The following is a 23,639-nucleotide window of genomic DNA, read 5'->3' on the forward strand; positions in this document are numbered from 1 at the left end:
CGTGAATTATTTCCTGGATAAATTCCCTAAGACTAACGACATCCCCTGTCGTTGTGTATAGAATATTCCCCCGAAGTTTTAGGTTGGCGCCGTTTGGTCGCCACGGCACACGAAACAGCGTTGGTTATAGACAACCTTCTTTCCGCTGCAGCGATGCGGCAGGACAGATGACGTGTATCAGGTCTGTTTCGTGTGCTGGATTGTTGACGCATTCATTTATTGGTATCGCATGAACCCCATCGTAATTAATCGGCTTCAACGGAAGCTGGGCTACACTTTTAATCATCAGGAGCTGTTGCAGCAGGCATTAACTCACCGCAGCGCCAGCAGTAAACATAACGAACGCCTGGAATTTTTAGGCGATTCAATCCTGAGCTTCGTTATCGCTAACGCGCTTTATCACCGTTTTCCACGGGTGGATGAGGGAGATATGAGCCGTATGCGCGCCACGTTGGTACGTGGTAATACGCTGGCGGAATTAGCCCGTGAATTTGATTTAGGCGAGTGCCTGCGTTTAGGGCCGGGCGAATTAAAAAGCGGCGGATTCCGTCGAGAGTCCATTCTGGCGGACACCGTGGAAGCGTTAATCGGCGGAGTATTTCTCGATAGCAATATCCAGACCGTCGAGCAGTTAATCCTTAACTGGTATAAAACCCGTCTGGATGAGATAAGCCCGGGCGATAAACAAAAAGATCCTAAAACGCGCTTGCAGGAGTATTTGCAGGGTCGCCATCTGCCGCTGCCATCTTACCTGGTTGTGCAGGTACGCGGCGAGGCGCACGATCAGGAATTTACTATCCACTGCCAGGTCAGCGGCCTGAGCGAACCGGTGGTTGGCACGGGTTCCAGCCGTCGTAAGGCGGAGCAGGCTGCCGCCGAACAGGCGCTGAAAAAACTGGAGTTGGAATGAGCACTGACAAAACTTACTGCGGATTTATTGCCATCGTCGGACGTCCGAACGTTGGCAAATCCACCTTGCTGAACAAACTGCTTGGGCAGAAGATTTCGATCACTTCCCGTAAAGCGCAGACCACGCGCCACCGCATTGTCGGTATTCATACCGAAGGCCCGTATCAGGCAATTTATGTCGATACCCCGGGACTGCATATGGAAGAAAAGCGCGCCATTAACCGTTTGATGAATAAGGCGGCGAGCAGTTCGATTGGCGACGTTGAGCTGGTGATTTTCGTTGTGGAAGGCACCCGTTGGACGCCGGACGACGAAATGGTCCTGAACAAACTGCGCGATGGCAAAGCGCCGGTTATTCTCGCCGTTAACAAGGTGGATAACGTGCAGGAAAAAGCCGATTTGCTGCCGCACCTCCAGTTCCTGGCAAGCCAGATGAACTTTCTTGATATCGTACCCATCTCTGCTGAAACGGGTATGAACGTCGATACCATTGCCGGTATCGTGCGTAAACATTTACCGGAAGCGATTCATCACTTCCCGGAAGATTACATCACCGATCGCTCTCAGCGCTTTATGGCGTCTGAAATCATTCGTGAAAAGCTGATGCGTTTTCTCGGCGCCGAGCTGCCGTATTCCGTTACCGTTGAGATTGAACGTTTTGTTACCAACGAACGCGGCGGCTATGATATCAACGGGCTGATCCTCGTCGAGCGCGAAGGGCAGAAGAAGATGGTGATTGGCAACAAAGGCGCCAAAATCAAAACCATTGGTATTGAAGCGCGTAAAGACATGCAGGAGATGTTTGAGGCGCCGGTACACCTGGAACTGTGGGTGAAAGTGAAATCCGGCTGGGCCGATGACGAACGCGCTCTGCGCAGTCTCGGTTACGTAGACGATCTGTGAGTTAACACAGCGTGGAAGGGTGGCAGCGCGCATTTGTCCTGCACAGTCGCCCCTGGAGCGAAACCAGCCTGATGCTGGACGTCTTCACGGAAGAATCGGGGCGCGTGCGCCTTGTCGCCAAAGGCGCGCGATCTAAACGTTCCAATCTGAAAGGCGCGTTGCAGCCTTTTACGCCGTTATTGCTACGCTACAGCGGACGCGGCGAGGTGAAAACCCTGCGCAGTGCCGAGGCAGTTTCTTTGGCGCTGCCGTTAAGCGGTATTACGCTCTATAGCGGCCTGTACATCAACGAACTCCTCTCTCGCGTACTGGAATATGAAACGCGCTTCTCCGAACTCTTTTTTGATTATCTGAACTGTATTCAGGCGCTGGCGGGAACCACCGGCTCGCCTGAACCGGCGTTGCGACGTTTCGAACTGGCGTTGCTGGGTCATCTGGGGTATGGCGTCAATTTCACCCACTGTGCAGGCAGCGGCGAACGGGTGGATGACACCATGACCTACCGTTACCGCGAAGAAAAAGGCTTTTTCGCCAGCGTCGTCATCGATAACAACACCTTTACCGGACGGCACCTGAAAGCGTTGGAGGAGCGGGAATTTCCGGATGTAGATACCCTGCGTGCCGCTAAACGCTTTACCCGTATGGCATTAAAGCCGTATCTTGGGGGAAAACCGTTAAAAAGCCGGGAGCTGTTCCGGCAATTTATGCCCAAACGCACAGTAAAAATGAAGAAAGATTAACGAGGATTGTCATGGCTGAATTACTGTTAGGCGTCAATATTGACCACATTGCCACGTTACGTAATGCGCGCGGCACCGACTATCCGGATCCGGTACAGGCGGCGTTTATTGCTGAACAGGCAGGCGCGGACGGCATTACCGTACACCTGCGCGAAGATCGTCGCCACATTACCGATCGCGATGTGCGCATTCTGCGTCAGACGCTGCATACGCGTATGAATCTGGAGATGGCGGTGACCGAAGAGATGCTGGCGATCGCCGTAGAAACCAGGCCGCATTTCTGTTGTCTGGTGCCGGAAAAACGCCAGGAAGTCACCACCGAAGGCGGTCTGGATGTGGCCGGACAGCGCGATAAAATGCGTGATGCCTGTGCGCGCCTGGCGGCGGCTGGCATCCAGGTTTCGCTCTTTATCGATGCCGATGAAACGCAAATCAACGCGGCGGCGGAAGTCGGCGCGCCGTTTATCGAAATCCATACCGGCTGCTACGCCAACGCAGAAACCGATGCGGAACAGGCAAAAGAGCTGGCGCGTATCGCCAGCGCCGCGACCCTGGCGGCCCGTCTGGGGCTAAAAGTAAATGCGGGTCATGGTCTGACCTACCATAACGTCAAAGCTATTGCCGCACTGCCGGAAATGCACGAGCTCAATATCGGTCATGCCATTATTGGTCGGGCGGTGATGACGGGGCTGAAAGAGGCGGTGGCTGAAATGAAACGTTTGATGCTGGAAGCGCGCGGCTAATGGCGATTCTCGGCCTGGGAACGGATATTGTAGAGATTGCCCGCATTGAGGCAGTGATCTCCCGTTCCGGCGAACGTCTGGCAAGGCGTGTGCTCAGTGACAACGAGTGGGCTATCTGGGAGACGCATCAGCAGCCGGTGCGTTTTCTCGCCAAGCGTTTTGCGGTCAAAGAGGCGGCAGCGAAAGCTTTTGGCACCGGCATCCGCAACGGTCTGGCGTTCAATCAGTTCGAAGTGTTTAACGATGAGCTGGGAAAACCACGTTTGCGGCTGTGGGGCGAGGCGTTAACGCTGGCGGAAAAACTCGGTGTGGCGCATATGCATGTCACGTTGGCCGATGAACGCCATTACGCCTGCGCTACGGTCATTCTGGAAAGTTAGATTTGCCGGATGGCGGCGTAAACACGTTATCTGACCTACAGGCCGATATATTGTCGGCCTGATAAGCATAGCGCCATCAGACATTGTTGCGTTGGAAATGCGTTAACCCGCTTACAGTTTATCTGCGTGATGCATCAGAACAAACTTATCCCACAACTGTTCTTCGGTTTCGACATGGGCGGGATCCTGCAAAATCGTATTGGGGATCGGGCAGACTTTCTGACAGGTCGGCGTTTCGTAATGGCCTACACACTCGGTGCATTTGTCGCTGTTAATCTCATAAATGCTGTCGCCCATTGAAATCGCCTCATTCGGGCACTCCGGCTCGCACATATCGCAATTGATACATTTTTTGGTGATTAACAGCGCCATCAGGAAATTCTCAGAAACAACACAAATCGGGCGGGCATTATACGCCTATTTTCTGCTCGGGCCAGCTCTTTTCTGGCGCTGATTTGTTATCTACCGTGTAAAAATTTTTGATCTGCTTGAGCAGGCAGATGGTTGCGTTATCCAGTGAAAGGTCATTACTGTGCACCAGCATGACAGGAATAAAGAATGCGGGGATGCCCAGTGAAACCAGGCGAACATTTTTGGGTGTCGATAAATGGGTTAGCGAGCGGGTAATAAATGCGATGCCAATCTGCGCTTCGGCATACTCAAGGCATGAGTAGTGGTTATCCAGTTCGCAGATGACGTTAGGAACGACTTTGCGGTTATTAAATTCTGTGGTGATGATCCCTCTTAATAGCAGAGAGTCATTAAGCACGATAATGGGCTGGTCGTTTAAATCTTTTAAATGCAGACGTTCGCGTGTCGCCAGAGGATGAGAAAGTGGGATTGCAGCGATAATTTCATCTTCAAACAGCATGGTCGAGCTTAGCTGGGCAGGGAGCGCTGTTCGATAAACAATGCCAATATCAACGGCGCTATCCGTCAGCTTTTTAATGGTTTGCTCAGTTGAGAACTCTTTAACATTTAAAGATATTTCCGGATGGTGCGCCATAAAGTTGCGAAAAGCGGGCAGGACCAGGTAACTGCCTGACACCCCGATTGAAATAGTATCGCGCTGTTGGTCCTGATAGGGAAGAAGTTCATTTTCGGCATTTTTTAAATCCAGCATTATTTTGTTAGCGTGTCGTTGCAAAATAATGCCTGCTTTTGTTAATTTAATTCCTCTACCTTTTCGCTTAAATAATATTGTTTTAAGTGATGACTCAAGTTGTTTGATTTGCTGACTTAATGATGGCTGAGTGATAAACAGGCGACTGGCTGCCCGACCATAATGTAATTCATCACACAATATCAGGAAGGAGTGTAGTTGTTTGATATTCATTAAAATTTAATGCCAATAGATTGGGTTTTGTTATAACGATTATAAAAAATACCAAATTGTTTGCCTATTTTGCTTTTTTTAAACTGTGATCAGTGCATTTTAAAAAGGGAAAATTATGTCGGCATCAATCAACCGCTGGGGAATGCTTGCCGCTCACGTGTGCATCAATTTTGTGCTCGGGGGCGTCTACGCATTTAGCTATTTCAAAACACCACTCATGGCGCAATATCACTGGGATCCGGCTACGCTGGCGTTAGCATTCTCTATCAATATGGGGATCATTCCTTTACCGATGATTTGGGGCGGGAGAATGATCGACAATGGTAAAGGAAAGCAGGCGATAGTTATCGGTGGTATCCTGTTTTCTTTAGGTTTTATCTTGTCCGGGTTTGTGGATAATTTGCCCATGCTGTTTTTAACCTACGGCGTCATTGCCGGGTTGGGATCGGGCCTGGCTTTTACGGGTAATCTTAATAATATTCTGAAATTTTTCCCTGACCGTCGCGGTCTTGCCAGCGGTATCGTACTGGCGGGTGTTGGCGTCGGGACGCTACTTTGCACCCGCCTGGCCGAATATTTTATGGCGCAAACTCACGATGTTAGTCGGGCGTTGTTATATCTGGGTATTGTTTATCTGGTGGTTATTTTTATCGTCCAGTTCTTTATTCGTAGCGCGCCAGCAAAAGATAGCGGAGGAATTAAAGCGTCGCCACTGGATAAAGACTATCGGCACATGCTGAAAGATCTGCGCTTCTGGCTGCTGTTTATGATTCTGGCGCTGGGCGTGTTCTCTGGGATGGTAATTAGCTCAAGCTCTGCGCAAATTGGTATGACGCAGTACGGTTTACTGTCCGGTGCATTAGTCGTTAGCCTGGTCTCGATATTTAACTCGATCGGTCGCCTGTTCTGGGGAGGGTTAACCGATAAATTAGGCGGCTATAATACGCTGGTTATTGTTTACCTCTTTACCTGCTTGTGTATGCTGCTGTTATTTTTCTTCAATGGCAATACTTCGGTATTTTATTTCAGCGCTCTGGGCGTGGGCTTTGCTTATGCCGGTATATTAGTTATCTTCCCTGGTTTGACCAGCCAGAATTTTGGTATGCGTAACCAGGGGCTAAACTACGGCTTTATGTATTTTGGTTTTGCCGTCGGTGCGGTTATTGCTCCTTATGTAACGTCCGCTATTGCAAAATATACCGGAAGCTACAATACAGTATTTATTTTGACAACGGTGCTATTGCTTATTGGAGTCGTGTTGACCCTGATAACGAAAAAATATGTCGCAACGGTTTTAGCCAAAATTCATTAATCAGATAATAAGGAAATAAAAATGAAAATTGCAATCGCAGGTGCAGGCGCTATGGGGTGTCGTTTTGGCTATATGCTGCTGGAGGCCGGGCACGACGTGACGCTTATCGATAGCTGGCAGGAGCATGTCGACGCTATTCGTAGCAAGGGGTTGTTTGTCGAAACGGAAACGACTCAGAAGTATTACCCCATCCCTGCTATGTTGGCTGATGAATCCCAGGGGGAGTTTGAACTGGTTATTCTGTTTACCAAAGCCATGCAGCTGGATAGCATGTTACTGCGTATTAAGCCGCTGCTGCCAGCCGCGAAGGTCGTGATGATTTTATCTAACGGCCTGGGAAATATTGAAACGCTGGAGAAATATGTCGATCGGCAGAAAATCTATGCGGGTGTGACGTTATGGTCCAGCGAACTGGAGGGGGCTGGGCATATTATGGCCACCGGTACCGGAACGATTGAACTGCAGCCGATTGCCAGCCAGGATTCGGCTCAAGAGGCTAAGGTCATTGCCACTCTTAATAGCGCGGGATTGAATGCTGAAATAAGCCCTGACGTATTATTATCGATCTGGAAGAAAGCAGCCTTTAATAGCGTAATGAACACCTATTGCGCGCTACTGGATTGTAATGTCGGCGGATTTGGTCAGCGGCCTGGTGCTTTAGATTTAGCGCAAGCGGTAGTTGATGAGTTTGTATTGGTTGCTGCCAGCCAGAATATTCCGTTGACTGAGCAAATGGTGATGAATACGGTGAAGAAAGTGTTCGATCCGCGTGAGAGCGGCCACCACTATCCTTCTATGCATCAGGATTTACATAAAGGCCGACTGACTGAAATCGACTATTTAAATGGTGCGATTGCGCGAATCGGCGCTCAGAACAATATTGCCGTACCGGTTAACACACTCCTGACGCAATTGATTCACGCGAAAGAAGCGCAATAAACTTGATGGCTCTTCTGCATGAGGCGGAAGAGCCATTTTCAAACCAGTTTTTTTACCAGCGCCTCGCTATGGCGAATACGCTCCGGCGCCCGCTCTAAATCCTGTTGTACCAGCGCCATAAACAGTAAGTCGGTCAACATCATTTGCGCATGTGTCGAGGAGATAGCGGCGCTGCGCGTCGCCTGCTCTTCGGCAATCGTATACAGACAGCGGGTGGCGCGCTGCTGCAAGGCGTTGGGAGAAAAACCGGTAATGGCCAGGATCTTCGCGCCTGCGCGTAATGTTTCGTCCGCCGCCAGGTTCAGCTCGCGCCGTTCCCCGGAATAAGAGATCGCCAGCAGCAGATCCTCCGGCGCCAGCGCCTGCACTGTTGCCAGCAGGGCGTGCATATCGCGCTCAACCACCGCGTTAATGCCAATCTTCAGTAGCTTCCAGGCAAAATTTTGCGCCACCAGCCCAGAGGCGCCAATCCCGGTGATCACAATACGGCGGGCGTGGCGCAGCATCGTGACGCTTTCTAACAGCTTTTCTTCACTGTTAACGTCCAGCGTGGCGTGCATCGCCGCCACATTCTCTTTAATTAATTTTTCCCCGACCAGGCGCATCGGATCGTCGCCGCGAATCTGGTTATGAACGGGAACGGAATGCGGATTAGGATTGCTGGCCAACGCTTCGCTGATAGCCAGTTTCAATGCAGGAAACCCTTTAAACCCCAGTTTTTGCGCGAATTTGACTACGCTGGATTGGCTGACGCCCGCTTCGGCCGCCAGTTGCTGCGAGCTCAGATGTCGCGCTGTATCCGGTTGCGCGAGCAGATAATCCGCCAGTTTCCTGTCGCTTTGCGCGAGATCCGGATAACGCTGGCGAATACGAATCAAACAGTTCATGGGCAGCTCCTGCGAAACGTGATGGCGACGACAAAACGAAATTTCACTCGCCTGGGGGAATATTCTATTCCATCATGGACGCTTATTATGAATTAAAAATTCCAGAGGGACAAAAATGAATCTTGGTACCTTAGTGTCTGAAACCCGTAACCCGCAAACGATGGATCTGGATGCGTTGCCTACTCCTGAATTAGTTAAGCGTTTTAATGAACAGGATACGCGGGTAGCGGAAGCGGTAAAAGCCACTCTGCCTGACGTTGCGCGTGCGGTGGATGCCGCTGTGGCGGCGCTGAAGTCTGGCGGACGTATCATCTATATGGGCGCGGGCACCAGTGGTCGGCTTGGCGTACTGGATGCCTCAGAATGCCCCCCGACGTTTGGCGTTCCGCACGGTCTGGTCGTCGGGCTGATTGCCGGTGGGCCGGGCGCGTTGCTGAAGGCGGTCGAAGGCGCGGAAGACAGCCAACAGGCAGGCGAAGACGATCTTGTCGCGCTAAATCTGCAAGAACAGGATCTGGTCGTGGGGCTCGCGGCGTCGGGTCGTACACCCTATGTGATTGGCGGCCTGCGCTATGCGCGACAGTCCGGTTGTACCACTGTTGCCGTCTCCTGTAATCCAGATTCGCCTATTGCGCGGGAGGCTAATATCGCCATTTCGCCCGTTGTCGGGCCGGAAGCGCTTACCGGCTCCACGCGGCTGAAATCCGGCACCGCGCAGAAAATGGTACTCAATATGATTTCTACCGGCGCGATGGTGAAGTTCGGCAAGGTCTATCAAAACCTGATGGTGGATATGAAAGCCACCAACGTCAAACTGGTCGATCGCGCGTGTCGGATGGTCGTTGAAGCGACCGGGATAGGTCGTGAAGAGGCGGAAACGTTGCTGAAACAGACCGATTTTGAGGTTAAGCCCGCCATTTTGATGGCGCTTACGGGGCTGGATGCTGCAGCCGCCAGGGAAAAACTCGCCGCTCATCAGGGCTTTTTAAGGGCGGCGTTAGAACACTAAAGAGGTGTGTATGGATAAGACGGCAGCGCTCGCCAGCGACATTTTACGTGGTATCGGCGGAGAGCAAAATATTCTGCGCCTGGAAAACTGTATGACGCGAGTCAGGGTGGAGGTACAGGACGACAGCCAACTGGATATTCCGCGCTTAAAAGCGTTGCCTGGCATCAGTGGATACGTAAAGCAAGGGGAGCAACATCAGCTGATCGTTGGACCGGGGAAGGCTGCACAGGTGGTTGATGCGATGCGCGTGCAGATTGCCGTAGGTGGTGTAAAGCCGGATGACGCTATGGCGCGTACCAAATCCGAGGCGAAAGCGAAGTATAAAGCGCCGATGAGCGATGCGTTGCGTAAGCTGGCGAATGTTTTTATACCGCTTATCCCCGCCTTTATCGCATCCGGCTTGATTACCGGCATTATCAACATTCTTAAACGTCCGGATATCGTCGGCGATGTTGCCGTCCACTATCCTAACCTGCTGGGCCTGATGGGGATATTTGGTAGCGCGGTGTTCGCTATCATGAACATTCTGGTTGGCGTCAATACCGCGAAAGTCTTTGGCGGATCGCAGGCGTTAGGCGGCGTGATGGCGGGGATCCTTTCCAGCCCGCAACTGGCGCAGATTACGCTCTTTGGCGAGGCGCTTCAGCCGGGACGGGGCGGCGTTATCGCCGTCCTGCTGGTGGTGGCGTTAATGTGCTGGATTGAGCGCCAGTTCCGTAAGCTGCTGCCGGGGTCGCTGGAGTTAATTCTTAACCCTTTATTGACGACTGTTATCACCGGCGCGGTAGCGATTGTCGCTCTGCAACCGCTTGGCGGCTGGATTTCAGACGCTATCGCTCACGGCGCGTCCTGGGCTATCGATCGCGGCGGTTTTCTGGTGGGCGCGGTGCTAGCCGGAACTTTCCTGCCGTTGGTACTGACCGGGCTGCATCAGGGGCTGGTGCCTATTCATGTGGAGCTGGTGCAAGCGCACGGCTATAACGCGCTGTTTCCCATCCTGGCGATGGCGGGCGTTGGTCAGATAGGCGCGGCCATTGCCGTACTGATGAAAACCCGCAATGCGCGGCTCAAAAAGGTGATTAAAGGCGCGCTTCCGGTCGGACTGCTGGGGATTGGCGAGCCGCTGATTTTTGGCGTCACGCTGCCATTGGGTAAGCCATTTATTGGCGCTTGCCTCGGCGGCGCGGTAGGCGGGGCGTTGATCAGCTACTGGAAAGTGGCGACGGTAATTACCTTTGGTATTTCCGGTTTGCCGCTGGCATTAACAATTGTTGCCGGAAAAGTCCTGTTCTATCTGTTAGGCTATTTAATAGCGGTAATTGCCGGGTTTATTTTTACCTGGCTGCTGGGGTTCAATGATCCAGAGGAGTAAGGTTTGGTCAGCCACGAGCGTCGTGTCGTCTTTTTTGATTTGGATGGAACGTTACATCAACAGGATATGTTCGGCAGTTTTCTGCGTTATTTGCTGCGCCGTCAGCCGCTAAATGCGCTGCTCGTACTGCCGCTGTTGCCCATTATCGGTATCGGTTTACTGGTAAAAGGGCGTGCGGCCCGCTGGCCGATGAGTCTGTTATTGTGGGGCTGTACTTTTGGCCATAGCGAAACGCGTTTGCAGGCGCATCAGGCGGATTTTGTCCGTTGGTTTCGCGCTAACGTCACGGCGTTTCCGGTAGTACAGGAGCGTCTGACCACCTATCTATTGAGCTCTGACGCGGATATCTGGCTTATTACCGGTTCTCCGCAATCATTGGTAGAGCAAGTCTATTTTGATACGCCGTGGCTGCCGCGCGTTAACCTCATCGCCAGCCAGATGGCGCGACGGTATGGCGGCTGGGTATTAACCGTGCGCTGTCTGGGCCATGAAAAAGTCGCGCAACTGGAACGTAAAATCGGTACGCCGCTGCGTCTTTATAGCGGCTACAGCGACAGCAAACAGGATAACCCGCTGCTTTATTTTTGCCAGCATCGCTGGCGGGTGACGCCGCACGGCGAGTTGCAGCAGCTCGAATAGTGAAACGCATAGCGTCTGTGTATAATGCCGCCCGCTTTCATTACCGGAGTTACCTCTTTGTCTGATGTCGAATTAGATCACGAATACTGGATGCGCCACGCGCTGACGCTGGCGAAACGCGCCTGGGACGAACGCGAGGTTCCGGTTGGCGCGGTATTGGTGCATAACCATCGCGTCATTGGCGAAGGCTGGAACCGACCCATTGGCCGCCACGATCCTACTGCGCACGCTGAAATAATGGCGCTGCGTCAGGGCGGTCTGGTATTGCAGAATTATCGGTTACTGGATACCACGCTGTATGTCACACTGGAACCCTGTGTGATGTGCGCAGGCGCTATGGTGCATAGCCGCATTGGACGCGTTGTCTTTGGCGCGCGCGATGCAAAAACCGGCGCGGCCGGATCGCTAATTGATGTGCTGCACCATCCGGGAATGAATCACCGGGTCGACATTATTGAAGGGGTGCTGCGCGATGAATGTGCGACGCTGCTCAGTGATTTTTTCCGTATGCGTCGTCAGGAAATTAAAGCCCTGAAGAAAGCCGACCGTGCGGAAGGCGCGGGGCCGGCAGTATAGCGCAATGCCGGATAAGAGGTTGCGCGTCGCCATCCAATAAGACCATCGCGCTATTTTTCTTCTTTCTTCTGCGGCGTAAACAGTAAAGACGGCGAATGCGTCAGGTAGCCTGATGACTGCGATAAAAACGACAGGAAGGGGAAGGGTGCTTTATTCAGCTCCTCCGGCGACACCGCCGGGTAATCCTGCGCCAGTTTCATAGCTTCCGCTTCCTGCTTTTCTTTTTCCTGCAAATACCCCACCAAACTTATCTGGTATTTACGGATATTTTCCACATAAGCATAAGCCTCATGTCCACGCGCGTAACCGTAGGTTAACTTACTGTAATACGGTTTTTGGCTTAATAGCGGCAAACGCTGCTTCACATCGGTCCAGCTATCCGGATTGCCTTTGGTTTTTACCGTCAGCGATCTGGCATCGAGCATGTGCGCATAACCCATATTGTAGGCGGCTAAGGCAAACCAGATACGCTCGTCTTCCGGAACGGTTTCGGGAACTTTAGCCATCATATCTTCAAGATAGCGAGCGCCGCCGCTGATGCTTTGCTCCGCATCGGTACGGTCGGTCAGCCCCAGACTTTGGGCGGTATTTTTAGTCAGCATCATCAGGCCGCGCACGCCGGTTGGCGAGGTCGCCAGCGGGTCCCAGTGTGATTCCTGATAAGAAATCGCCGCCAGCAGGCGCCAGTCTATCTCTTTGGCATATTTTTTAAATAACGGTTCCAGCTCCGGCAGGACGTTATCTACCGCTCGCAGGAAAGAGCGGGTATCAACGTAGTCGAAATCATCGCCATGTCCCAGATATTTCTCTTCGATCCGCGCCAACGACCCGTCTTCATTGATCGAATTGAAAAAATCGAGCAGCGCGGCGGAGAGCGTATTATCGTCGTCCAGTCGGCTAAACCAGGTCACGGGCTGTTCATCCGTGACATCCAGCGCCACGGCCAGCTCGGGATGAACGCGCTGAAACAGACTGATCGCCACTGAATCGGCAATGGTGTAATCCAGTTTGCCGCTGATGACCTCTTCCAGCAGCGTCGTCGAGCCTTTTTTATCATCCACTTTCCAGCTCAGGTCGGGAAACTTTGTCTCTTTTAAACGCTGTAAGTCATTGACCACGACGTGCCCTGGCGCAATGGTAAGCTGATTCTCGTTAACGGTCGCCAGCGAACGTGGGCGATATTGTCCGACCCGGTAGACGAGCTGTTGCGAAACCGAGTAATACATGGGACCGGGCTGATAGTTTTTAACGCGTGCGCTGTCGTAGACCAGCCCTGCCGCGAGCAGGTCGGCATTGCCGTTATCCAGATCGTCAAACAACTGGCTGATATTCTGGCGCACCGTCACTTTCAGCTTCACGCCGAGATAGTTGGCGAACTGCTGCGCCAGTTCATAGTCCAGACCATATTTTTTACCGTTGATAACGGAATAGGTTAATGGCGAGTCGATCGTACTGACGCGCAGTATCCCCCGGGCTTGAATCGCGGCGATATGGTTTTCGGTTTTACCGAACCAGGGGATTGAGGGCCAAAGGGCTGCTGCCAGCAGCAGCGTCAATATGCCGATGAACAGATAATTAATCTTTAATTTTTTCAATTAGTTAATTCTCTGGATCGTGCGTTGCCTCGGGCTGAAAAAGATGTTTTGCTGCAATAGATAAGTCATTAATGAGCGGCATTTTGCGTAACAATGCGCCAGTTGGCAACTTATTCGCAACGATAGCCGCACCGTATGACAAGAAAAAGCGGTGATTTTATTTCTACGCAAACGGTTTCGTCGGCGCGTCAGATTCTTTATAATGACGGCCGTTTCCCCCCTTGCGCACACCAAAGCTTAGAAGACGAGAGACTTATGATGGAAATTCTGCGTGGTTCGCCTGCACTGTCTGCATTCCGTATCAATAAACTGCTGGCGCGCTTTCAGGCTGCCAACCTCCAGGTCCACAATATATACGCTGAGTATGTCCATTTTGCTGACCTGAACGCCCCGTTAAATGATAGCGAGCAGGCGCAGCTTACCCGTCTGTTGCAATACGGCCCGGCGCTTAACAGCCATACGCCGGCGGGTAAACTCCTGTTGGTCACACCGCGTCCTGGTACCATCTCCCCCTGGTCTTCAAAAGCAACGGATATCGCCCACAACTGCGGCCTGCAACAGGTTGATCGGCTGGAGCGCGGCGTAGCGTACTATATCGAGGCTTCGACGTTGACGGCGGAACAGTGGCGACAAGTGGCCGCAGAGCTGCACGACCGTATGATGGAGACGGTGTTCTCTTCTTTAACCGATGCGGAAAAACTGTTTATCCACCATCAGCCTGCGCCGGTTTCCAGTGTCGATCTGCTGGGAGAAGGCCGTCAGGCGTTAATTGACGCCAACCTGCGTCTTGGTCTGGCGCTGGCGGAAGATGAAATCGACTATTTGCAGGAGGCGTTTACCAAACTGGGGCGCAACCCGAACGATATCGAATTGTACATGTTCGCCCAGGCGAACTCCGAGCACTGCCGCCACAAGATTTTTAACGCCGACTGGATTATCGACGGTAAACCGCAGCCGAAGTCGCTGTTTAAAATGATTAAAAACACCTTCGAAACCACGCCGGACTATGTGCTCTCTGCCTATAAAGACAATGCCGCGGTGATGGAAGGATCTGCGGTGGGGCGCTACTTCGCCGACCACAATACTGGCCGTTACGATTTTCATCAGGAGCCCGCGCACATTCTGATGAAGGTCGAAACGCATAACCACCCAACCGCCATCTCTCCGTGGCCGGGGGCGGCGACCGGTTCCGGCGGCGAAATTCGTGATGAAGGCGCCACCGGGCGTGGCGCGAAACCAAAAGCCGGGCTGGTAGGCTTCTCCGTTTCCAACCTGCGTATTCCGGGCTTTGAACAGCCGTGGGAAGAGGATTTTGGCAAGCCGGAACGTATTGTCACCGCGCTGGATATCATGACCGAAGGTCCGCTGGGCGGCGCGGCGTTTAACAACGAATTTGGTCGCCCGGCGCTGACCGGTTACTTCCGTACTTATGAAGAGAAAGTGAACAGCCACAACGGCGAAGAGCTGCGCGGCTACCATAAGCCGATCATGCTGGCGGGCGGGATCGGTAATATTCGCGCCGATCACGTGCAGAAAGGCGAGATCGTCGTGGGCGCGAAGCTGATCGTCCTTGGCGGCCCGGCGATGAATATCGGCCTCGGCGGCGGCGCGGCATCGTCAATGGCTTCCGGCCAGTCTGATGCGGATCTCGATTTTGCCTCTGTTCAGCGCGACAACCCGGAAATGGAACGCCGCTGCCAGGAAGTGATCGACCGCTGCTGGCAGTTGGGCGACGCTAACCCAATCTTGTTTATCCATGATGTGGGCGCGGGCGGTCTCTCCAATGCGATGCCGGAGCTGGTGAGCGACGGCGGGCGCGGCGGGAAATTCGAACTGCGCGACATTCTTAGCGACGAGCCGGGCATGAGCCCGCTGGAAATCTGGTGTAACGAATCCCAGGAGCGCTACGTACTGGCGGTCGCGGCTGACCAGTTGCCGCTGTTCGACGAACTGTGTAAGCGCGAACGCGCGCCGTATGCGGTCATTGGCGATGCTACCGAAGAACAGCATCTCTCGTTGCATGATAACCATTTCGACAATCAGCCGATCGACCTGCCGCTGGATGTCCTGCTGGGCAAAACGCCGAAAATGACCCGCGATGTGCAAACATTGAAGGCGAAAGGCGATGCGCTGAACCGCGCGGATATCACGATTGCCGACGCGGTAAATCGTGTTCTGCATCTGCCGACCGTGGCGGAAAAAACCTTCCTTGTCACTATTGGCGACCGTACCGTCACCGGTATGGTGGCGCGTGACCAGATGGTTGGCCCGTGGCAGGTCCCGGTGGCTGACTGCGCGGTCACTACCGCCAGCCTCGACAGCTACTACGGCGAAGCGATGTCGATTGGCGAGCGCGCGCCGGTGGCGCTGCTGGACTTTGCCGCCTCCGCCCGTCTGGCCGTCGGTGAAGCGTTGACTAACATTGCCGCGACGCAGATTGGCGATATCAAGCGCATTAAGCTTTCCGCTAACTGGATGGCGGCAGCCGGTCATCCTGGCGAAGATGCCGGTTTATATGACGCGGTTAAAGCGGTGGGAGAGGAACTCTGTCCGCAGCTTGGCCTGACGATTCCGGTGGGCAAAGATTCGATGTCGATGAAAACCCGCTGGCAGGAAGGCAACGAACAGCGCGAAATGACCTCGCCGCTGTCGCTGGTGATTTCCGCGTTTGCCCGCGTGGAAGACGTGCGTCACACCCTTACGCCGCAGCTGTCAACGGAAGATAACGCCTTGTTGCTGATCGATCTTGGCAAGGGCCACAACGCGCTGGGCGCAACGGCGCTGGCGCAGGTCTATCGTCAGCTTGGCGACAAACCCGCGGACGTGCGTGACGTCGCGCAACTGAAAGGCTTCTATGACGCCATGCAGGCGCTGGTCGCTGCGCGTAAATTACTGGCCTGGCACGACCGTTCCGACGGCGGTCTGCTGGTGACGCTGGCCGAGATGGCCTTTGCCGGCCACTGCGGCGTGCAGGTCGATATCGCCGCGCTGGGCGATGACCATCTGGCCGCACTGTTCAACGAGGAGCTGGGCGGCGTGATTCAGGTACGCGCTGAAGACAGAGACGCGGTCGAAGCGCTGTTGGCGCAGTACGGTCTTGCTGACTGCGTCCACTACCTTGGTCAGGCCCTGGCTGGCGATCGCTTTGTGATTACCGCTAATGACCAGACGGTATTCAGCGAAAGCCGCACTACGCTGCGTGTCTGGTGGGCGGAAACCACCTGGCAGATGCAGCGTCTGCGCGACAATCCGCAATGTGCTGATCAGGAACATGAGGCGAAAGCGAATGATGCCGATCCGGGCCTCAACGTGAAGCTGTCGTTTGATATTAATGAAGATATCGCCGCGCCGTACATTGCGACAGGCGCACGACCGAAAGTCGCTGTACTGCGCGAGCAGGGGGTGAACTCTCACGTGGAGATGGCGGCGGCGTTCCATCGTGCGGGCTTTGACGCGATTGACGTCCATATGAGCGACCTGCTGGGCGGTCGTATCGGTCTGGGCAACTTCCATGCGCTGGTGGCTTGCGGCGGCTTTTCCTACGGCGACGTGCTGGGGGCGGGCGAAGGCTGGGCGAAATCCATTCTGTTTAACCATCGGGTGCGCGACGAATTCGAAACCTTCTTCCATCGTCCGCAGACACTGGCGCTGGGCGTGTGCAACGGTTGCCAGATGATGTCGAATCTGCGCGAGCTGATCCCGGGCAGCGAACTGTGGCCGCGGTTTGTACGTAACCATTCTGACCGCTTCGAAGCCCGCTTCAGCCTGGTGGAAGTGACGCAAAGCCCATCGCTGCTGCTGCAAGGAATGGTAGGCTCACAGATGCCGATTGCGGTTTCCCATGGGGAAGGGCGCGTTGAGGTACGTGACGATGCGCATCTTGCCGCGCTTGAGAGCAAAGGCCTGGTCGCTCTGCGCTACGTTGATAACTTTGGTAAGGTGACTGAAACCTATCCGGCTAACCCGAACGGTTCGCCGAACGGCATCACGGCGGTGACGACCGAAAACGGTCGGGTGACGATTATGATGCCGCATCCGGAACGCGTATTCCGCACCGTCGCCAACTCCTGGCACCCGGAAAACTGGGGCGAGGATAGCCCGTGGATGCGTATCTTCCGTAATGCGCGTAAGCAGCTTGGTTAATTAGCCCGATAGCCATTAAGCCCCTATTCACGAGGGGATTTTTTGTAGACGGCGCTTATCAGGCCCACGGGGAAGCGCGGTTGAAGCTACCGTCTTGAACGTCAAGCGGTAGGCCGGATAAGGCGTTTACGCCGTCATCCGGCAATAAACTAGTGCTTATGCCGCAAGATTAAAGTGTCGGGAAATCCCGACATGAGTGGGGGATAGGTTGTCGCCAAAAAGAGACATTTAACTATTTGATTTTAAATTGTTTTATTTTTAGGTGTTGCAGGTGTTGCTGATTGGCGACAGAAAGGGCAAAAAACAGACAGAGCCATTTTTAGCATGAATAACGATATTTTTCATATCTATCATTGTGTTAACAAAGTCTTTTGAATATTGGCACAATTACTGCATAATGATAACCAGTGGCTCATTCACCTTCTTATGTCAGCCCCTTAGGGACGCGCTACATAAACTTCGAATGACGCACAACAAGGTGCCTGCCGTCCAACTTCTGATAATAGCGTAGCTTTATCAACCTCCGGGCGAAACGTCGAGTTAGGCACCGCCTTATTCCATAACAAAGCCGGGTTTAGCCCGGCTTTGTTGTATCTGGCGCTTCCCTCGGTTAGCATCTTTTTTATTCTTCTTTTATGTGAGCGACACGTTGAAGCGCTGGTCTGTTTTCCCCCGTTCTTTACGACAATTGGTCATGCTGGCCTTTTTGCTGATCCTGCTGCCGTTGCTGGTTCTGGCCTGGCAGGCGTGGCAAAGCCTTAACGCGTTAAGCGATCAGGCTGCGGTGACTAACCGCAGCACGCTTATTGACGCCCGGCGCAGCGAGGCGATGACCAACGTCGCGCTGGAGATGGAGCGAAGCTACCGACAGTATTGTGTGCTTGACGATCCGACGCTGGCAAAAGTGTATCAAAGCCAGCGTAAGCGCTATAGCGATATGCTGGACGCCCATGCCGGCGTCTTGCCGGATGATAAGTTGTATCAGGCGTTACGCCAGGATTTAAACGCGCTGGCGCAATTGCAGTGTAAAGATAGCGGCCCGGAAGCGGCAGCGGCCGCGCGTCTGGAGGCCTTTGCCAACGCGAATACGGAAATGGTGCAGGCGACGCGTACTGTGGTTTATTCGCGTGGGCAACAGTTACAACAAGAAATCGCCGAGCGCGGACAATTTTTCGGCTGGCAGGCGCTGGTGCTATTTCTGGTGAGCCTGGCGATGGTGCTACTTTTTACCCGCATGATTATCGGGCCGGTGAAAGGAATTGAACGGATGATTAATCGCCTGGGCGAAGGCCGTTCTTTAGGGAATACCGTCACCTTTACCGGTCCGCGTGAATTACGATCGGTGGGGCAGCGCATTATCTGGCTGAGTGAGCGTCTGGCGTGGCTGGAATCCCAGCGCCATCAGTTTCTACGTCACTTGTCCCATGAGCTGAAAACCCCGCTGGCCAGTATGCGCGAGGGGACAGAGCTGCTGGCCGATCAGGTGGTTGGGCCGCTGACGCCGGAGCAAAAAGAGGTGGTCGATATTCTGGATGACAGCAGTCGTAATTTACAAAAATTGATTGAGCAATTGCTTGATTACAACCGGAAACTGGTAGACAGTGCCACAGAGCTGGAAGCGGTCGATATCGCGCCGCTTGTGGATATGGTGGTTTCCGCCCACAGTTTGCCTGCCCGCGCTAAAATGATGCATACCGATGTCGACCTGGAGGCCGAACGCTGCATAGCAGAGCCCATGTTGCTGATGAGCGTGCTGGATAATCTCTATTCCAACGCGGTGCACTATGGCGCTGAATCCGGTAACATTTGTATCCGTAGTCGCTCTCAGGGCTCCACGGTTTATATCGATGTGGTTAATAGCGGCGAGCCGATTCCGCAAACCGAAAGAGAAATGATTTTTGAGCCTTTTTTCCAGGGAAGCCACCAGCGAAAAGGGGCGGTAAAAGGCAGTGGGCTAGGGCTGAGTATCGCCAGAGATTGTATTCGTCGAATGCAGGGAGAGATCCAACTGGTGGATGACAAAGCGCAGGAAGTCTGTTTTCGCATCTCGCTGCCGCTGCCTGCATCTGACAAACACTAATATGAATTTAAGCCTGGTGCGTATGTCACACGTTTTCGTCCAAACTATTAAACGATGCCTTTTGCGGTGGGGAATACCGGTGGGCATATCGTGTCTGGCGCTGACCGCATGTGTTCCCCATGCTTCACAGCAACTGCCCGGTAGCGCAGCGCAGGACACGCTCCCCCATTATCAACTGGCGGATTATCTCCCGACGGCGTGCGCGGATATCTGGTCGCTACGCGGGCAGGCGGTGGAGACGAATCCGCTGTACTGGCTACGCACGATTGACTGCGCCGATCGTCTGATGCCGGTTCAGTCGCGCGCAGAGGCGCGCGCGTTGACGGATGATAACTGGCAAAATGCCTTCAGGCGCGGGATTTTACTGGCGGATGCAAAAATTACGCCGCCGGAGCGGCGCGCCATAGTGACCCGTCTGGAGGCGTTAAGCGCGCAAATACCGGCTCAGGTACGGCCCGTCTACCAAATCTGGCATGACGGTCAGGCGCTGCAATTAGCACTTTCTGCCGAACGTCAGCGTTATAGCAAGCTCCAGCAAACGTCAGATAGTGAGCTTGATGCGCTGCGCCAGCAGCAACAGGCCTTGCAAACGCAGCTCGATCTTACCACCCGTAAGCTGGAGAGTTTAACCGATATTGAGCGCCAGCTTTCGACACGAAAACCGGCAGGGAATTACAACGCCGATACGCCGCATACGAATGACAAACCCGCGACGTCTGAAGATGGCGCGGCGCCGTCGCCGTCACAAGATGAGGTAACGCCATGATAAGCCGTAAACCGGCGCACCTGCTGCTGGTCGATGACGATCCCGGATTACTGAAATTGCTCGGTATGCGCCTGACCAGTGAAGGATACAGTGTAGTGACCGCAGAGAGCGGCCAGGAAGGACTGCGGGTACTGCATCGGGAAAAAGTGGATCTGGTAATAAGCGACCTGCGCATGGATGAAATGGATGGTATGCAACTGTTCACAGAAATTCAGAAAGTACAGCCGGGAATGCCGGTTATCATTCTGACGGCGCATGGTTCTATTCCGGATGCGGTGGCCGCTACCCAGAAAGGCGTATTCAGCTTTTTGACGAAGCCGATCGACAGAGACGCGTTATATAAAGCGATAGATGAAGCGCTGGAGCAGTCCGCTCCCGCGACGGACGATAGCTGGCGCAACGCTATCGTTACCCGTAGCCCGCTGATGCTGCGACTGCTTGAACAGGCGCGCATGGTCGCGCAGTCGGATGTCAGCGTATTGATTAACGGACAAAGCGGCACCGGGAAAGAGATTTTCGCACAGGCGATTCATAATGCCAGCCCGCGCAGTAACAAGCCGTTTGTCGCCATCAACTGCGGCGCGTTGCCGGAACAGTTGCTGGAGTCCGAATTATTCGGCCATGCGCGCGGCGCCTTTACCGGCGCAGTGAGCAATCGTGAAGGGTTGTTCCAGGCGGCGGAAGGCGGCACGCTGTTTCTGGATGAAATTGGCGATATGCCCGCGCCGTTACAGGTGAAGCTGCTGCGGGTGTTACAGGAGCGTAAAGTCAGGCCGCTGGGCAGCAATCGCGATATTGATATCGACGTGCGAATTATTTCCGCGACGCACCGCGATCTGCCGAAGGCGATGGCGCGGGGCGAATTTCGTGAAGATTTGTACTACCGGCTGAATGTCGTGAGCCTGAAAATTCCGGCGCTGGCGGAGCGTACCGAGGATATTCCGCTGCTGGCTAATCATCTGCTCAGACAGTCGGCACAGCGGCATAAACCGTTTGTTCGCGCCTTTTCTACTGATGCAATGAAACGGCTGATGACGGCAAGTTGGCCGGGCAACGTGCGCCAACTGGTCAACGTCATTGAACAATGCGTGGCGTTAACCTCTTCGCCGGTGATCAGCGATGCGTTGGTCGAGCAGGCGCTGGAAGGCGAAAACACCGCGTTGCCAACTTTTGCCGAAGCGCGAAACCAATTTGAACTGAACTATCTGCGCAAGTTACTGCAAATTACCAAAGGTAACGTGACGCACGCGGCAAGGATGGCGGGGCGCAACCGCACGGAATTCTATAAGCTACTCTCCCGCCACGAACTGGATGCGAATGATTTCAAAGAGTAGTTTTCATGCCGTAAAGTAGCGCGAAATATGTTACGTTTAACCGATCAAAACACAGGCGACCTTTTCAAGGAATAGCATGAAAAAGATTGATGCGATTATTAAACCCTTCAAGCTGGACGATGTCCGTGAAGCGCTGGCCGAGGTAGGTATTACCGGGATGACGGTCACTGAAGTCAAAGGCTTTGGCCGTCAAAAAGGCCACACCGAGCTGTATCGCGGCGCGGAATATATGGTGGATTTTCTGCCGAAGGTAAAAATTGAGATCGTTGTGCCTGACGACATCGTGGATACCTGTGTTGACACCATCATTCGTACCGCGCAGACGGGGAAAATCGGCGACGGTAAGATCTTTGTCTTTGATGTCGCCCGCGTTATTCGTATCCGTACTGGCGAAGAAGACGACGCGGCTATCTGATGTGCCGATTCGCTGCCCGTCCCCTCCTTGTGGGCAGCGAACCACCGTTTAATCGCCCTGCGGTAGCGCCGATGTAGTCCGGGTGCAAACCCATCTCAGGCCGACAATGGCGACGATCAGCGCCACGCAACTTAGCGTCCACTCGCCCATTTGCGAGAAAAAGTGTCCGTAGGCGGCTACCGCCGTATCACTAATTTGCGATTCCGTGGTTTGTTGCGCGACGACGCCAGCCAGCCAGTTAGCGACCGCGCCGGTCGCCAGCATATAAATACCGGTCAGCACGCCCGTGACGCCAGGCAGGTTGAGGCGGGTAATTTGCGCCATCGCGACCGGATCAATAAACAGCTCTGCAAAGCCCATCAGTGCCAGCCCTGCGATCATCATTCCCATTGATGCCTGCCCGTCTAACCGGGCCTGATGCGCGTTTAGCGCCAGCAGCATAAAACCGCCGCCCATTAATACCAGCCCCACGGCAAATTTAAGCCAGACGCGCAGCACCGAGCGGGCGCTCTCTTTCGGGCTGCTCAGCCACGCCAGCACCACGCCCGCCGCCATCACCGCAATCGCATTGACCGACTGGAACAATGCGGTGGGGACGGTCATATTCAGCCAGTGGCGGTTGACAAAACGGTCGATGAATAAACTGATCGAACTTCCGCCCTGCTGCGCCAGAACCCAAAAGAGAGTGCCGGTGATCATTAACAGAACGATTTGCCACAAGGCGCGACGGTGCTCGGGAAATTTAACCATAATACGGGCGATAAGTTGCGCCGCGAAGACGCAGACAATGGCCAGCACATAGCCAGACCAGTTATTTTCCAGCAGGAGGGTGAAGAATACCGGCGCGATACACAGCATTAATACCAGCCAACCCCAGGTTGGAAGGGCGAATTTAACCGCCCGCAGCGCGGGGCGATTAACCCCACGCGTCTGCTGAAAGTGGCGATGACCGCTTAAAAAGATGAGCAGGCCGATGAACATTCCCACGCCCGCCAGCGCAAAGCCGACATGCCAGCCATACCACTGCGCCGCCAGACCACAGGCGATCGGCGCGGCTATCGATCCAATATTCCCGGCGGCGTAGAGCAGCGAGAATCCCCCGTCGCGGCGGTTGTCATCAGGGGCGTAAAGTTCGCCCAGCAGACAGCTAATATTGGATTTAAACAAGCCGTAGCCGCAGATAATAATGGCCAGCGCCGCATATAAACTCAGCGTTGAATCAGATTCTAAGCCCAATACCACATGACCCAGCGTCATCAATAAGGCGCCGGTGATAACCGCCACGCGGTTGCCAAGCAGGCGGTCGGCAAGCCAGCCGCCAAGAATAGGGGTAACGTAAACTAAAGAGGCGTAGGCGCTGAAGAGGTTGATCGCGTGGCTGTCATTAAAACCAAGCTGGTGGGTAAGATAAAGGATGAGTAAGGCACGCATGCCGTAAAAGCTGAAGTATTCCCAAATTTGAATCGCCACGATGTAAAAAATCGCGCGCGGTTGTGAGGGTGTTTTCATAAAGTCTCCTTGCTGCGTGAAAAAAGGGAAGTGGCAAGCCACTTCCCTTTGG

The 23,639-nt window shown here is 53.8% G+C and carries 22 protein-coding genes; 16 read left to right on the forward strand and 6 right to left on the reverse strand.

The features are described from left to right. Positions 1-229 precede the first annotated feature (229 nt). Genes rnc through acpS form a run of 5 tightly spaced genes read left to right on the forward strand, consistent with a single transcriptional unit; the run spans position 230 to position 3,675 of the window. The gene (gene rnc, locus J1G48_RS05695) at positions 230-910 is read left to right on the forward strand and encodes a ribonuclease III (protein WP_001068341.1); all 681 of its coding nucleotides are present in this window, start codon (positions 230-232) and stop codon (positions 908-910) included. Further along, complete coding sequence (gene era, locus J1G48_RS05700) at positions 907-1,812, forward strand: GTPase Era (protein WP_000102230.1); 906 nt, start codon at positions 907-909, stop codon at positions 1,810-1,812. The genes rnc and era overlap by 4 nt, the downstream gene beginning before the upstream one ends. A gap of 11 nt (positions 1,813-1,823) precedes the next feature. Beyond that, entirely contained in the window at positions 1,824-2,552 is a 729-nt protein-coding gene (gene recO / locus J1G48_RS05705; RefSeq protein WP_000399381.1) for a DNA repair protein RecO, read from the forward strand. Between the two features lie 11 nt (positions 2,553-2,563). Next, complete coding sequence (gene pdxJ, locus J1G48_RS05710; RefSeq protein ID WP_000818972.1) at positions 2,564-3,295, forward strand: pyridoxine 5'-phosphate synthase; 732 nt, start codon at positions 2,564-2,566, stop codon at positions 3,293-3,295. Beyond that, positions 3,295-3,675: a holo-ACP synthase gene (gene acpS, locus J1G48_RS05715; RefSeq protein WP_000986043.1), complete on the forward strand. Its 381-nt coding sequence runs from the start codon at positions 3,295-3,297 to the stop codon at positions 3,673-3,675. The genes pdxJ and acpS overlap by 1 nt, the downstream gene beginning before the upstream one ends. 111 nt (positions 3,676-3,786) lie before the next feature. Here acpS and J1G48_RS05720 read toward each other — a convergent pair whose 3' ends face one another. Beyond that, positions 3,787-4,047: a YfhL family 4Fe-4S dicluster ferredoxin gene (locus tag J1G48_RS05720; protein ID WP_001196291.1), complete on the reverse strand. Its 261-nt coding sequence runs from the start codon at positions 4,045-4,047 to the stop codon at positions 3,787-3,789. Between the two features lie 37 nt (positions 4,048-4,084). Continuing rightward, on the reverse strand, positions 4,085-5,011 hold the full coding sequence (locus J1G48_RS05725) for a LysR family transcriptional regulator (protein WP_001022463.1): 927 nt from the start codon (positions 5,009-5,011) through the stop codon (positions 4,085-4,087). A 115-nt stretch (positions 5,012-5,126) separates the two neighbouring features. Between J1G48_RS05725 and J1G48_RS05730 the strand changes: the two genes are divergently transcribed. Both J1G48_RS05730 and J1G48_RS05735 read left to right on the forward strand, forming a co-directional pair. Next, positions 5,127-6,323 carry an OFA family MFS transporter gene (locus tag J1G48_RS05730; RefSeq protein WP_001276364.1) on the forward strand — a complete coding sequence of 399 codons (1,197 nt, stop codon included), beginning with the start codon at positions 5,127-5,129 and terminating at the stop codon, positions 6,321-6,323. A gap of 21 nt (positions 6,324-6,344) precedes the next feature. After that, complete coding sequence (locus J1G48_RS05735) at positions 6,345-7,262, forward strand: oxidoreductase (RefSeq protein ID WP_000684029.1); 918 nt, start codon at positions 6,345-6,347, stop codon at positions 7,260-7,262. Positions 7,263-7,300: 38 nt separating this feature from the next. Here J1G48_RS05735 and J1G48_RS05740 read toward each other — a convergent pair whose 3' ends face one another. Further along, complete coding sequence (locus J1G48_RS05740; protein ID WP_000995694.1) at positions 7,301-8,149, reverse strand: MurR/RpiR family transcriptional regulator; 849 nt, start codon at positions 8,147-8,149, stop codon at positions 7,301-7,303. A gap of 115 nt (positions 8,150-8,264) precedes the next feature. Here J1G48_RS05740 and murQ point away from each other — a divergent pair, with 115 nt between their 5' ends. From murQ to tadA, 4 genes are read left to right on the forward strand one after another with little or no spacing between them, the layout of a single operon-like run. Beyond that, positions 8,265-9,158 (forward strand): N-acetylmuramic acid 6-phosphate etherase, encoded by an 894-nt coding sequence (murQ, locus tag J1G48_RS05745; protein ID WP_001048537.1) that lies wholly within the window; start codon positions 8,265-8,267, stop codon positions 9,156-9,158. 10 nt (positions 9,159-9,168) lie between these two features. Further along, positions 9,169-10,530: a PTS transporter subunit EIIC gene (locus tag J1G48_RS05750; RefSeq protein ID WP_000361649.1), complete on the forward strand. Its 1,362-nt coding sequence runs from the start codon at positions 9,169-9,171 to the stop codon at positions 10,528-10,530. Positions 10,531-10,533: 3 nt separating this feature from the next. Next, a complete protein-coding gene (yfhb, locus tag J1G48_RS05755; protein WP_000253558.1) occupies positions 10,534-11,169 on the forward strand; it encodes a phosphatidylglycerophosphatase C in 636 nt (211 codons plus the stop codon). Positions 11,170-11,193: 24 nt separating this feature from the next. Then, on the forward strand, positions 11,194-11,745 hold the full coding sequence (gene tadA / locus J1G48_RS05760) for a tRNA adenosine(34) deaminase TadA (RefSeq protein ID WP_001134563.1): 552 nt from the start codon (positions 11,194-11,196) through the stop codon (positions 11,743-11,745). Between the two features lie 50 nt (positions 11,746-11,795). On the opposite strand, the gene mltF is transcribed toward tadA, so the two are convergent. After that, a complete protein-coding gene (mltF, locus tag J1G48_RS05765; protein ID WP_000734241.1) occupies positions 11,796-13,340 on the reverse strand; it encodes a membrane-bound lytic murein transglycosylase MltF in 1,545 nt (514 codons plus the stop codon). Further along, positions 13,341-13,574, reverse strand: a complete 234-nt coding sequence (locus J1G48_RS05770) for a hypothetical protein (protein WP_001747289.1) — start codon at positions 13,572-13,574, stop codon at positions 13,341-13,343. A 21-nt stretch (positions 13,575-13,595) separates the two neighbouring features. Here J1G48_RS05770 and purL point away from each other — a divergent pair, with 21 nt between their 5' ends. From purL to glnB, 5 genes are all read left to right on the forward strand, one after another. Continuing rightward, entirely contained in the window at positions 13,596-17,483 is a 3,888-nt protein-coding gene (gene purL / locus J1G48_RS05775; protein WP_000970028.1) for a phosphoribosylformylglycinamidine synthase, read from the forward strand. A 649-nt stretch (positions 17,484-18,132) separates the two neighbouring features. Beyond that, the gene (qseE, locus tag J1G48_RS05780; protein ID WP_001676035.1) at positions 18,133-19,563 is read left to right on the forward strand and encodes a two component system sensor histidine kinase QseE/GlrK; all 1,431 of its coding nucleotides are present in this window, start codon (positions 18,133-18,135) and stop codon (positions 19,561-19,563) included. 1 nt (position 19,564) lies between these two features. Further along, positions 19,565-20,329 carry a two-component system QseEF-associated lipoprotein QseG gene (gene qseG, locus J1G48_RS05785; protein WP_001054239.1) on the forward strand — a complete coding sequence of 255 codons (765 nt, stop codon included), beginning with the start codon at positions 19,565-19,567 and terminating at the stop codon, positions 20,327-20,329. Then, on the forward strand, positions 20,329-21,663 hold the full coding sequence (gene glrR, locus J1G48_RS05790; RefSeq protein ID WP_024131115.1) for a two-component system response regulator GlrR: 1,335 nt from the start codon (positions 20,329-20,331) through the stop codon (positions 21,661-21,663). The genes qseG and glrR overlap by 1 nt, the downstream gene beginning before the upstream one ends. Positions 21,664-21,739: 76 nt before the next feature. Then, a complete protein-coding gene (glnB, locus tag J1G48_RS05795) occupies positions 21,740-22,078 on the forward strand; it encodes a nitrogen regulatory protein P-II (RefSeq protein ID WP_000717694.1) in 339 nt (112 codons plus the stop codon). 48 nt (positions 22,079-22,126) lie between these two features. On the opposite strand, the gene dtpD is transcribed toward glnB, so the two are convergent. Further along, the gene (dtpD, locus tag J1G48_RS05800) at positions 22,127-23,587 is read right to left on the reverse strand and encodes a dipeptide permease DtpD (RefSeq protein WP_000856793.1); all 1,461 of its coding nucleotides are present in this window, start codon (positions 23,585-23,587) and stop codon (positions 22,127-22,129) included. Positions 23,588-23,639 lie beyond the last annotated feature (52 nt).

The sequence above is a fragment of the Salmonella sp. SAL-020 genome (assembly GCF_017372215.1).
GTDB classification, from domain to species: domain Bacteria; phylum Pseudomonadota; class Gammaproteobacteria; order Enterobacterales; family Enterobacteriaceae; genus Salmonella; species Salmonella enterica.